At 44.4% G+C, this 12770-nt stretch carries 10 protein-coding genes and 1 pseudogene; 7 read left to right on the forward strand and 4 right to left on the reverse strand.

Going from position 1 to position 12770, the window contains the following annotated elements; translation table 11 throughout:
• The first annotated feature begins 19 nt into the window (after positions 1 to 19).
• From VP97_RS10855 to VP97_RS10865, 3 genes are all read left to right on the forward strand, one after another.
• The gene (locus tag VP97_RS10855; RefSeq protein WP_050181840.1) at positions 20 to 1576 is read left to right on the forward strand and encodes an ABC-F family ATP-binding cassette domain-containing protein; all 1557 of its coding nucleotides are present in this window, start codon (positions 20 to 22) and stop codon (positions 1574 to 1576) included.
• 104 nt (positions 1577 to 1680) lie between these two features.
• Complete coding sequence (locus VP97_RS10860; protein ID WP_050181843.1) at positions 1681 to 3033, forward strand: vWA domain-containing protein; 1353 nt, start codon at positions 1681 to 1683, stop codon at positions 3031 to 3033.
• Positions 3034 to 3693, forward strand: coding sequence for a Dph6-related ATP pyrophosphatase (locus tag VP97_RS10865; protein ID WP_050181845.1), 660 nt, complete (start codon positions 3034 to 3036; stop codon positions 3691 to 3693).
• A gap of 99 nt (positions 3694 to 3792) precedes the next feature.
• Here the strand turns inward: VP97_RS10865 and VP97_RS10870 are convergent, their stop codons facing one another.
• Positions 3793 to 4974 carry a DEAD/DEAH box helicase gene (locus tag VP97_RS10870; protein ID WP_245629875.1) on the reverse strand — a complete coding sequence of 394 codons (1182 nt, stop codon included), beginning with the start codon at positions 4972 to 4974 and terminating at the stop codon, positions 3793 to 3795.
• A 71-nt stretch (positions 4975 to 5045) separates the two neighbouring features.
• Between VP97_RS10870 and VP97_RS10875 the strand changes: the two genes are divergently transcribed.
• The gene (locus VP97_RS10875) at positions 5046 to 5246 is read left to right on the forward strand and encodes a hypothetical protein (protein ID WP_050181848.1); all 201 of its coding nucleotides are present in this window, start codon (positions 5046 to 5048) and stop codon (positions 5244 to 5246) included.
• A 27-nt stretch (positions 5247 to 5273) separates the two neighbouring features.
• On the opposite strand, the gene VP97_RS10880 is transcribed toward VP97_RS10875, so the two are convergent.
• Both VP97_RS10880 and VP97_RS10885 read right to left on the reverse strand, forming a co-directional pair.
• Positions 5274 to 5894 (reverse strand): DNA-3-methyladenine glycosylase, encoded by a 621-nt coding sequence (locus VP97_RS10880; RefSeq protein ID WP_050181851.1) that lies wholly within the window; start codon positions 5892 to 5894, stop codon positions 5274 to 5276.
• A complete protein-coding gene (locus VP97_RS10885) occupies positions 5848 to 7083 on the reverse strand; it encodes a DUF2254 domain-containing protein (protein WP_050181854.1) in 1236 nt (411 codons plus the stop codon). The genes VP97_RS10880 and VP97_RS10885 overlap by 47 nt, the downstream gene beginning before the upstream one ends.
• Before the next feature lie 116 nt (positions 7084 to 7199).
• On the opposite strand from VP97_RS10885, the gene VP97_RS10890 reads away from it, so the two are divergent.
• The 3 genes from VP97_RS10890 (at position 7200) to VP97_RS10900 (ending at position 10841) form a co-directional block, all read left to right on the forward strand.
• Positions 7200 to 7529 (forward strand): DUF948 domain-containing protein, encoded by a 330-nt coding sequence (locus VP97_RS10890; RefSeq protein WP_050181857.1) that lies wholly within the window; start codon positions 7200 to 7202, stop codon positions 7527 to 7529.
• Positions 7530 to 7644: 115 nt separating this feature from the next.
• Positions 7645 to 9111 (forward strand): sodium/proline symporter PutP, encoded by a 1467-nt coding sequence (gene putP, locus VP97_RS10895; RefSeq protein WP_050181859.1) that lies wholly within the window; start codon positions 7645 to 7647, stop codon positions 9109 to 9111.
• Positions 9112 to 9188: 77 nt separating this feature from the next.
• Positions 9189 to 10841: a glutamine--tRNA ligase/YqeY domain fusion protein gene (locus VP97_RS10900; RefSeq protein WP_050181977.1), complete on the forward strand. Its 1653-nt coding sequence runs from the start codon at positions 9189 to 9191 to the stop codon at positions 10839 to 10841.
• Between the two features lie 401 nt (positions 10842 to 11242).
• Here VP97_RS10900 and VP97_RS10905 read toward each other — a convergent pair.
• Positions 11243 to 12697: pseudogene (locus tag VP97_RS10905) on the reverse strand (alpha-amylase); the annotation flags it as partial.
• Positions 12698 to 12770 lie beyond the last annotated feature (73 nt).

Raw genomic sequence — 12770 nt, forward strand, 5'->3', positions numbered from 1 at the left:
GAACAAGGAGTTTATATAGATGAGTATTTTATCAGTAAGCCGCCTGAGCCATGGCTTTGGCGACCGTGCTATTTTCAATGATGTGTCATTCCGCCTGCTTAAAGGAGAACATATTGGCCTGATCGGAGCAAACGGCGAAGGAAAATCGACCTTTATGAATATTATTACCGGACAATTGCAGCCGGATGAGGGAAAAGTAGAATGGGCTAAAAATGTCCGTGTCGGCTATCTTGACCAGCATGCTGTGCTCAAACAGGGCATGACGATTCGCGATGTACTTCGCACGGCATTTCAATATTTATTTGATATCGAAACAAAAATGAATGAGCTGTTTGGCCAAATGGCCGATGTTACACCGGAAGAGCTTGAGAAGCTGCTTGAAGAAACCGGAACGATGCAGGATTTGCTGACGAACAATGACTTTTATGTGATTGATGCAAAAATTGAAGAAACGGCGCGCGGCCTTGGTTTAGACGACATCGGCCTTGAGCGTGATGTACATGATTTGAGCGGCGGACAGCGGACAAAAGTTCTTCTGGCTAAATTACTGCTCGAAAAGCCGGAAATTCTACTGCTGGATGAGCCGACCAACTACCTTGATGAACAGCATATCGAATGGCTGAAGCGCTACCTTCAGGAATATGAAAATGCATTTGTACTTATTTCGCATGATATTCCATTTTTAAACAGCGTCGTCAACTTGATTTACCATATGGAAAATCAAGAGTTGAACCGCTATGCCGGCACGTACGATGAATTTATGAAAGTATATGAAATGAAAAAACAGCAGCTTGAAGCGGCTTACAAAAAACAGCAGCAGGAAATCGCTGGTTTGAAGGATTTCGTAGCTCGCAATAAAGCGCGTGTATCCACACGAAATATGGCGATGTCACGCCAGAAAAAGCTCGATAAAATGGATGTGATCGAGCTTGCGGCAGAACGTCCAAAACCGGAATTCCGCTTTAAAGAAGGCCGGACACCAAGCAAGCTGATTTTTGAAGCACGCGATCTTGTCATTGGATACGATGAGCCGTTGTCACGCCCTTTAAACTTACGCATGGAGCGCGGGCAGAAAATAGCATTAACCGGTGCAAACGGAATTGGAAAAACGACACTGCTAAAAAGTCTGCTTGGCGAAATCAAGCCGGTTTCCGGTACAGTTGAGCGCGGCGAAAACTTGCTGATCGGCTACTTCCAGCAGGAAATAAAAACAGATACCGGCAATACGTGCATCGAAGAGCTTTGGACAGAATTCCCGTCGTTCACCCAATACGAAATTCGGGCAGCTCTGGCGAAATGCGGCCTGACAACCAAACATATCGAAAGCAAAGTTTCGGTACTGAGCGGCGGTGAAAAAGCGAAAGTTCGCTTATGTAAACTGATTAATCAGGAATCCAATATTCTTGTACTCGATGAGCCAACCAACCACCTGGACGTGGATGCAAAAGATGAATTAAAACGGGCATTAAAAGATTACAAAGGAAGCGTTCTGCTGATTTCTCACGAGCCTGAATTTTACCGTGATGTAGTTACAGACATTTGGAACGGTGAATCGTGGACGACTAAAGTCTTTTAACAAACAGGTCTTTTCTATCATTTTCCATTCTCCTGACAATATTCGACACATTTCGATTTTTCTTTTCGCTACACTAAAGGAAAATGTGATAAGGAGGATAACTTGTGAAGAGGACTGGATTACTCCCTTTTGTTTTTGCTGCTTTTTTGGCCGGCTGCGGCTCACAGGAGACGGAAACAAAAGAAGCCGCAGAGTCAGCGGCAGAACAAGCTGCAGTAACAGAAGAAACAACTTTTTCTTATCCGGATACACTTGAAAAAGCAGTAGCCAAGCAAGGAAAATGGTGGGAAAAAATTGAAGATGATGAACTGACAGAGCAAGATAAACAAGATATCGTACAGCAAATCGGAGAAATTGATAAAGCGGAAACGAGTGAAGAATCCCGGCAGGCGGCGGTGAGCAAGCTGCTCTTTGATACCTTTCACCCTGAACTTCCAGCGATCAATGAATTTACTCCGCAGGAAAAAATCTCTTTGGAGGAGCTGGATACCGGTTCTAACATCAAGTTAAACGGCCGTGAAGTAAAAGAACATGTAAATGTCGCTTTGATCCTTGACGCCTCCGGTTCTATGAAAGCAGAAATCGACGGAAAAAGCCGAATGGACATTGCGAAGGAAGCGATTTCTGAATTTGCAGCTAACCTGCCGGAGAGCACAAGCGTATCTCTTTCTATTTACGGACATAAGGGAACAAGTGCCGATTCCGATAAAGGTCTTTCGTGCAGTGCTATTGAGGAAGTATATCCGCTCGGCACTTACAACCAAAGCTCATTTACCCAGGCGGTAGAATCTGTGCAGGCAAGCGGCTGGACTCCTATCTCAGCGGCTCTTGCCAAGGCAGGTGATTCCTTAAAGGCGGCATCAGCCGGTCAAGAGGCGACAAATGTTATTTATATTGTCTCAGACGGTAAAGAAACCTGTGACGGCAACCCGGCGGAAACGGCAAAAGGGCTGGCTGCCTCTGATATTGAACCCATTATTAACGTTATTGGCTTCTCAATTGAAGACGCCGATCAGGCCGCTTTAAAAGCCATTGCAGACGCGGCAGATGGAGAATTTATTGAAGCGGATGACGAGCAGGAACTCAAAGCAGAGTTTCAAAAATCAAATGATGCGATGGTGGAATGGATCTACTGGCGCAATTCCCATACGGTAGACGCGATCTACCAGAAAAACAATGATACCACTGATTTAATTAACCTGAAAAATAAATTTACCAACCGGATGATTAGTTTTAAAAACACATCTGTGAACACACTTATCGAAGCAAATAATGAGTACAGCCTGGACCCTGACGTATATGATGGAGTCCGTAAAGACCTGGAAGACTATTACGAATTAGTAAGAAGCATGGCTGAAGAAGATTATGAGAAAAAACGCGAGCAGATAGAAAATGATTACGAATCGGTTCGCAAAGAAATCGACACACAATATGAAGAAAACACGGGAGAAAAATAAGTGGTTAAACGGTATGCACTTTCATGGAGCGGCGGCAAAGACTGTATGATGGTCCTTCATACGTTAAAAAAGCAGCAGGTCGATATTGCCTGCCTGATTACAACAGTACCGATTGAAACCGGCCGCACATTCGGACACGACGAAAAAACGGAACTGATTGAAGCACAAAGTAAAATGCTCGGTCTTCCGGTTCATTTTATCCGGTGCCGCTACGACCATTACACGGAAGACTTTATACATGATTTGAACACCTTGAAAGAATTCTTTCAATTAGACGGCATTGCATATGGGGATATTTACACGGATGCTCACTTTGAATGGGGAGAAAACACAGCGGCTTCCGCAGGACTTTCCGCCCTTTTCCCCCTTCGTGCGGAGCCGGAACAAGCTTTCCGCATGCTTGAAGAATTTCTTGATACACAATATAAAGCCGTAATCATCCGTACTCGTAAAGGCGTGATCAGCCAGGAATTCCTCGGCCGGACACTCGATGCCTCTTTTGCGGCGGATATCGCGCAGACAGATTGCTGTCCAATGGGCGAGAATGGCGAGTTTCATACATTTGTTTACGATGGACCGCTGTTTCAAAATCCGATTCCGATTCGGATAGGAGATATTGTAGAATCAGATCTTTCCTGCCGCCTGGAATTATTTATATAAGAAAAAGGGAAACAGCCGCGGCTGTTTCCCTTTTTCTATTTACATTTAGATTTTATTTGATGAAGCATGGACTAAAAAAGAATAGTCCGGCCATCCGGCTTATTTTCGGGATGGAAATGCTTTTCCTTTGAAAAATTCGTATTTTTCGAGCTCTACACCCATCTGGCGTGCCATTTTTTTCAGTTCTTTTTCTTGAAACTCACTCGTGATCAGTGTAATAATCGTGCCGTCTTCCCCGGCGCGCCCCGTACGTCCTGAACGGTGTGTATACTCACGCACGTTATGCGGCGCTTCAAAATGAAGCACGTGAGTCAGTCCCTTCACATCAAGTCCGCGTGCGGCAACATCTGTAGCAAACAGAAGCGGTGCTTTGCCGCTTCGAAAATCCCGGATTGCTTTTACTCGCTCCTCTTTGCGTAACTCGCTGTGCAGCACACCATTTTTAAGCCCTTTATATGCAAGCTTCTCTGACATAACATTTACATCTGTTATATCTTTTACAAAAGCAAGCATCCGCTCCGGTTCAAATACGCGCATGACCTTCTCGATCATCTGCTGCTTCTCTTTCCATGCGCAGGTAAAATACAGATGGCGGACCGTTCCTTCTTGAGGCAGGCTGCTTTTTTTTACGTGAATCGTTTCTGGATCATTCATCAGCTCTTTTGCTTTCTGTTCCGCCGCAGCGGGCAGTGTAGCCGAGAACAGGGCGAGCTGGCGATCCTTTTGGGTTGCTTTAATAATGGATTGAACCGGCTCAAAAAGGGCAGTTGTAAATAATTCATCCCCTTCATCCAGTACAATCAATTTTACTTCATGCATTTTCAGCTTTTTCATTTGAATGAGTTCTAAAAGCCGTCCCGGTGTTCCACAAATAATATGAGGCGGCTTTTTTAATCGGTCCGTCTGACGTTTAATATTGGCACCGCCAATCATGCCGGCGGATGTAATAACACCGCCTCCGAATGTACGGATCTCTTCTTGTATCTGCATAATCAGCTCACGTGACGATGCCATAACAAGAGCCTGGACTTGATTGCGCTTCGGATCGATTTTTTCCAGCATCGGTAAAACATAAGCCAGTGTTTTTCCGGTTCCAGTTGGTGATTCAGCAATCACATCTCGTCCATCGAGTAAAAGCGGGATCGCTTCTTCCTGAACCGGCATAGCCTGCTTGAAGCCGGCTTTCTCCCAGGATTCCTGTAAAAATGGCTGCAGTGATGATAAAAAAGCGGGTTTTGTTGACATAAAAGCTCCTTCAATGTTTTTTTGTTTATTATCCATTTTTTTCTCATGTTTAACAATGACAAAATAAGGTTACAGTACAAAAAACGATTTTTTAGGAGATGAAGCAAATGGATAAAAAGCTTGATCAAGGTAAAATGGACAATCCAGAGCAAATCGATACTGAAAAAGAAAGCCTGTACGATAAATTTGAAGAAGAGCAAAATGTAGATGCCATCCCGCTGGAAGATTTGAAAATGGAACAGCGCGAAGAAAAGGACAAGCATAAAACAAAGGACTCTTCTTCAAGCGAAGAAAAATATCCGGATTAAAAGCAGCGGCTGCCTGGCCGCTGCTTTTTATCTGGAAACGTATGGATTCCCCCCCACCCAAAAACGCCATGGATAATCCTTTGCTTCTCCGCTGTTTGGAATGCCGATTCTTGGACCGACGGCGATTTTTTCCGGTGTAAAGCCATGAGCAATAAACAGGGGCGGTTCATCAAAGCGACGCCCATAATCGATCATATGAATGCCAAGTGCTTTTGTGAGCTTGCCGGGACCGCTCGTTAAATTTTTCATCGGCATTTCTCCCCGCCGCTCCATCATTAAATCGATCCCATCATACGGTTCCACTGCCCGGATCAATACAGCTTCCGGTGTGCCTTCTTCGCCGCTCACCACATTGACCAGACAATGTGTATGCATCAAATATGTATACACGCGCCCGGGCTCCGCGAACATGACTTCTGTGCGCTTTGTTCTTCTATTGTTATAGCTGTGCGCTGCACGGTCTAATGGCCCCCGGTATGCTTCCGTTTCCACGATAAAACCCGAGGCTGTGCCTTCTTCTGTTTCCTTCACCAGCAGGCAGCCGAGTAAATCGCGGGCCAGAGACAGCGTCGGTGCATGAAAAAACGCGTCACTAACCGGCTTATAGCTGTTCAAACCGTTTTGTAATGTTTTGCCGGTCTGCTTCATTTAAGATATCCTCCTCTACTTTTGCCCGGACATAGCTGCCGAAATCGCGCACCTTTTCTTGAATGGCCGGGGTATTGTTATCCGAAATCATCTCTAATGCTTCAAATACAGCTAAAAGAACAGACACACGATCTCGCCCTGAATAACAAATTTCGTAAAACGTTTCATATAAAATCTTTTCAAACGGACGTCGAGGGATGATGACTCTGTCTTCAAAAACAGTATACTTTCCATCAAGCCGGCTTGCTTCATCAAGCGCCAGCCCAATATGGCGAATGCCGTCAATGGCTGTATTCGGATCGTTCGCTCCCGGAGCCAGGGCCCGCAGCGTAATTTCAGCGAGCTTTTGAACAGCAAACTCCACATCCTGTACCGGCGTTCGCTCTTCGCCGACTTTTACGTAATCGCGCACATCCTGATGAAACGAACGAGAGCGGTACAGCTTAACGAGAGGCGTTTTTTTTGTTACAAAAGCCCCGATCGGTTCCAGAAATTGGATTACACAATCGTATTTTTTTGCCGTCTCTAAAAGCTTTTCCCATTCATACAATTGAATGTAGCCTTTTTTACCGGAGACCAGCACTTCCGGTTCTCCCTCTGGCACAGGAGGATGCTCATCCACCCGCCTTCCTGCAACTTCCACTTTTTCAATGGTTTCCACTGCATCATCTGCCAGGCGGTCAATTAATTTGGTTACTTGAATAGAATCAGCCACGTGCTGCAGGAAATGAGCAAAAAAACCAAGACAAACAAGCGCAATAAATACTCCTACTGCCGCGGAAATAACCGGGTCATCTTCATTTACTTCGCGGATAAACAACAGAGAAAACATGGAGTAAACAAACCCGCCCATAAATACACCGAGCACCCGAAGCGTGACTTTATCATGAATAAAGTTTTGTAAAATACGCGGTGAAAATTGTCCTGAATAAGTGGTTAATACAACCATCAGTGTAGAAAAAGTAATCGAGGTCATCGTCAAAAGAGAGCCTGCAATAGAGCCGAGAATGGTCTCAGACAAAGAAGTGCTGGTTAAAAGCCGGTCCGGCACCCACCTTTTAAGCTCTACGTAATGTGAAATATCCATCCAAACCACTAAACTGGCCAAAAGAAGAGCGCCGATGCTGTATATTCCGGGGACAATCCAGATGTGCCTTGATAAATTTAATCTTGTCCGGTCTTTGATCATAAAACCACCTCTTCCTTCTTTTTTCCGTTTTCACTGTTTTTCAAAACATTTTCTGTTACTTTTCCGCATATTCAGGGTACAGTAAAAGAAAGCTCGAATTTCAGGAGGTTATGTTTATGGAATGGATTGGCTGGATCAGCCTTGCTATTTTTGTGGCTGCACTTATTTATCTGGCCGTTTCAGCGGTCAAAGCGTTTAAATCGATCAAACCAAAAGTGGATCATTTAAAAGCTGCGCAGCAGCGTATTCAAACCGAAACGGATAAGATCAAAGGCGAAACGGATGAATTGAAGGTTCATCAGGAACACATTATGGCAGATGTGGATCATGCAAAACAGGCGGTTACATTAACTGTAAATGAAGCAAAACAAATTCCGCAAAACGCGAAATTTTTTGCCAAAACAGCGGTGGATCCAATAAAAAATAAAAAAACTGCCAAAGCATAGTGTAATAGGAATGAAAGGCTTTTCGGACCAGTGCCGGAGGGCCTGTTTTTTTTTACATTTTTGTTTAGTCCGTTATAATGGTTACCGTTACGCAAAATGAAGAAAGGATGTTTCAATGAATTTTTGGTTGTTGTTTTCAATTGGTATTTATATGGCTGTTATGCTGCTGATCGGATGGTTAGCGTATCGAAAAACGTCTAACTTAACCGACTACATGCTTGGCGGCCGTGGGTTAGGTCCTGCTGTTACGGCACTTTCTGCCGGCGCATCCGATATGAGCAGCTGGCTTCTTATGGGCCTGCCAGGTGCGATGTACATGTCAGGGATCAGTTCTTCCTGGATTGTTTTTGGATTAACGTTTGGCGCCTGGGCAAACTGGCTTTATGTAGCACCGCGGCTTCGCGTTTATACGGAAGTAGCGAACGATTCCATTACCATTCCTGGTTATTTGGAGAATCGCTTCGATGACCGTTCAAAAATGCTGCGTCTTGTTTCCGGGATTGTCATTTTAGTGTTTTTTACGTTTTATGTATCTTCCGGTATGGTCTCCGGCGGCGTATTGTTTGATACAACGTTTGGACTTGATTACCATGTCGGACTCGTTCTTGTAACGGTCATTGTTGTCGCATATACACTGTTCGGCGGCTTTCTCGCAGTTAGCTGGACAGATTTTGTACAGGGAATTATTATGGTTTTGGCACTTCTTCTTGTACCAATTGTCACGCTGATTGAAATGGGCGGACTTGGCACAGCCGTGTCAGAAGTACGCTCCATTGATCCAAAAATGCTGGATGTATTTCAGGGACAAAGTGCGCTGGGTATTGTTTCATTGATTGCATGGGGACTCGGCTACTTCGGACAGCCGCACATCATCGTCCGTTTCATGGCGATCACGTCCAAAAAAGATGTGAAAACAGCGCGCCGGATCGGCATGAGCTGGATGATTTTCTCTATCGTTGGAGCAATGCTTACTGGTTTCCTTGGAATCGCTTATTACTCAATGAATGGTCTTACGATTGAAGATCCGGAAACCATTTTCATTAAACTGGGTGAAATTTTATTCCACCCAGTGATTACAGGCTTTATCCTGTCAGCTATTTTAGCGGCTGTTATGAGCACCATTTCTTCACAGCTTCTTGTTACATCAAGTTCGCTTGTGGAAGACTTGTACAAAACATTTTTCCGCCGCAATGCCTCTGATAAAGAGCTTGTTTTTCTCGGCCGTGCAGCTGTGCTGGCTGTTTCGGTTATCGCGCTTGCGCTTGGCTGGGAGAAAAATGATACGATTTTGGGACTTGTCAGCTATGCGTGGGCCGGATTCGGTGCTGCATTTGGGCCGGCGATTCTGCTCAGCTTGTACTGGAAACGAATGACAAAATGGGGTGCCCTTATCGGGATGCTTGCAGGTTCAGTTACGGTGATTGTCTGGTCAGAAGTACCGGTGCTTGCGAATTTTCTTTACGAATTAATTCCAGGATTCCTCATCTCTTTAGCAGCGATTGTCATCGTCAGTCTGCTGACAAAAACAGAGGGCAAAACGGAGGAACGATTCGACCAATTTACCGCGAAAATGAAAGAATAAGGGCCAGCCCTTTCTTTCGTGCGGTCAGTGAAATATAATAGGCATACATGACCTTAACAGAGAAAGGCTGGATTCACTTGGAACAATCATCTAATTTTATTCGCACGATCATTAAACAGGACCTGGAGTCAGGCAAACGGGATCACGTGATTACCCGTTTCCCGCCTGAGCCGAACGGCTATCTGCATATCGGACACGCGAAATCAATTGTCATCAATTTTGGGCTGGCTGACGATTTTGGCGGTAAAACAAATTTGCGCTTCGACGACACAAACCCATTAAAAGAGGATCAGGAATACGTAGATTCAATTAAAGAGGACGTAGCCTGGCTTGGCTACGAGTGGGATGAACTCCGCTATGCGTCCGATTATTTTGACGAAATGTATGAACGTGCTGTGCTTCTCATTAAGAAAGGGCTGGCTTACGTAGACGATTTGTCTGCTGAGGAGATTCGAGAATATCGCGGTACTCTCACAGAGCCAGGAAAAGAAAGTCCATACCGCAGCCGGACTGTAGAAGAAAATCTGGATCTGTTTGAACAGATGAAAAAAGGCGAATTCGAAGACGGAGCCAAAGTGCTTCGGGCCAAAATTGATATGGCATCGCCAAACGTAAATTTACGTGATCCTGTTTTATACCGCGTTTCTCATGCGTCCCATCACAATACGGGCGATGCATGGTGCATTTATCCGATGTATGATTTTGCTCATCCGCTTGAAGATGCGATCGAGGGCGTAACACATTCTCTTTGCACCACAGAATTTGAGGACCACCGCCCTCTTTATGAATGGGTTGTGCGTGAATGTGAAATGGATATGCAGCCGCAGCAAATCGAATTCGGCCGTTTGGGCATCACGAATACGGTTATGAGCAAACGGAAGTTAAAGCAGCTTGTTGATGAAAAGCATGTAGACGGCTGGGATGACCCACGCCTTCCAACTATCTCCGGCATGAGACGCCGCGGATTTACGCCAGACGCTATTCGTGAGTTTGTAAAGGAAACGGGTGTATCAAAGGGCTCTGGGGTTGTAGATGCAGCGATGCTGGATCATTTTGTTCGAGAAGACTTGAAGCTGAAAGCACCTCGTACGATGGGTGTTCTGCGCCCGTTGAAGCTTGTGATTACGAACTATCCGGAAGGACAAGTGGAATGGCTCGATGCGGAAATCAATCCGGAAAACCCGGAAATGGGAATGCGGAAAATTCCATTCTCACGTGAGATTTATATTGAACAAGAAGACTTCATGGAAAACCCGCCGAAAAAATACTTCCGCCTTTTCCCTGGCAATGAAGTTCGCTTAAAACATGCTTACTTTGTAAAATGCGAAGACTTCATTAAAGATGAGAACGGCAATGTAGTTGAAATTCATTGCACGTACGATCCGCGGACGAAAAGCGGTTCTGACTTTAATGAACGGAAAGTAAAAGGAACCATTCACTGGGTAGATGCAACACACGCAGTGCCTGCTGAGTTCCGCTTGTATGAGCCACTCATTATGGACAGCGAAGAGGGCGAGGATACAGAAGGCAAAACGTTCCTCGATTATGTGAATAAAAACTCGCTTGAAACATTAAGCGGATTTATCGAGCCAAACTTGAAAGATGTAGATGTACAGGAAAAACTACAGTTTTTCCGCCATGGTTACTTTAATGTAGATCCGAAGCATTCAACACCTGGCAATCCTGTTTTCAACCGAATTGTTTCTTTAAAAAGCTCATTTAGATTGTAATCATAAACAACCCGCCTTAGGGAAAAAGGCGGGTTGTTCGTTTATTTTTTATTGTTTTTTCCTGTTGATTTTTTGCTTCCTTTGCCTGGTCTTACTTTTTTTGTTTCTCCCTGGTTCCATTTTGCTTCCTTACTCAACTCTTCTTTTATTTCCTGCTTTGCTTCCTTAATTGTTTCCTCTTCAATTTCTTCTTTTACTTCCTGCTTGATCTCCTGCCCTACTTCTTCTTTCACTTCTTCTTTTAGCTCTTCTTTTACTTCTTGTTTTACTTTCTGTTCTACTTCTTCTTTTAGCTCCTGCTTGATTTCCTGCTTGATTTCCTGCTTTACTTCCTGCATAAAGTCTTTGAGCAATTCATGCTTTCGGTCTTCTTTATGATCTGGTTCTTCTACATCTGTTTCTGGAAGGGCCCAAACAGCAACAGAGCCTGCATTAACAGGAAACGTTGCACAGCCGTCTGCGCCAATTTCAATAATATCATCGCGGGAATTCAGCATATCTACCCACTTTTCGCCGGCACGTTCTTCTCCGACACACATGTGCTTTTCTCCGCCTTCTTCGCTATTATTAATGACAATCGCACAGCCGGATCGCTCGATTTCTTTGACTCCCCGACGTACCCAGCCAATTGTATTCGGATGATCAAAATAATCTTTCTGATCGCCGTATGCTTTATGTAAGCGGCAATACAAAAGAGGATCAATCGCGTCTTTTTTAGGCTCTACTGGATGCTCCCCGCCAATTCCATAATAATCACCATAAAAGACGCATGGGTATCCATCATGGCGAAGCAGCGTGAGGGCATAAGCGCTTTGCTTAAACCAGTCTGCGAGAAACGATTCAAGTGATTCTCCCGGCTGTGTGTCATGGTTATCTACAAATGTCACCGCATTTTGCGGAAAATTTTCTACTACTGTACCTTCAAAAATTTTAGATAAATCATACTTGGCGCCTTCATGCGAGGCACTGTATAAATTATACTTTAACGGCACATCAAACAAGTGAATACGGCCGTTGGTTGCCTCGATCATATGGGCGCATGACTCCAAATCGGGTACCCAAAATTCACCGACAAAAAAGAAATCTCCATTGTGTTCTTCTTCTACTTCTTTTGTGAATTGATCGATAAATTTATGATCGATATGTTTGATTGCGTCAAGCCGATATCCGTCGCAATCCAGTTCTTCTGCCAGCCATTTTCCCCATTTGATCATTTCTTCCCGTACTGCCGGGTGGCGATAATCAATATTAGCGAACATTAAATAATCATAATTGCCGAATTCGTCATCTACATTTTCATTCCACTTCTTATGCTCGCCTTCAATTCGGAAAATACCGGTCCGATCCTCTTTAGCATCATAATCAGTGCCATTAAAATGATCAAATGTCCAAATAAAATCAGAATACTTTCCTTTTCGCCCGGGGAATGTGAATTTAGTCCACCCTTCAATATCGAATGGCGCTTTTGAAATGACTTTTTTTCGATCAAGCTCGTCCACTTCCACAACCGCAAATGTTTCGGTTTCATCCGCTCCCGCTTTGTGGTTCATCACCACATCAACGTAAACATGAATACCGGCTTCGTGGCATGCTTTGATCGCTTGTTGAAGCTCTTCTTTTGTCCCGTATTTTGTAGGAATTGTTCCTTTTTGATCAAACTCACCCAGATCAAATAAATCGTACACGCCATACCCCTGGTCCTCTGCCGACTGCCCTTTTGTAACCGGCGGAACCCAAACAGCGCCGATGCCTGCTTCCTTTAATTCTTTTGCCCGCTCAGCAAGCCTTTTCCAATGCTTTTGATCGGCCGGCAAATGCCATTCAAAAAACTGCATCATTGTACGATTTCGCTCCATCTTCATCTCTCCTGTCTTCTCCTTGTGAAAAACTGTATAAACTCTTTATACCCATTTTCAAAGGAAAATCATC

The sequence above is a fragment of the Domibacillus robiginosus genome, from assembly GCF_000966195.1.
GTDB lineage: Bacteria > Bacillota > Bacilli > Bacillales > Domibacillaceae > Domibacillus > Domibacillus robiginosus.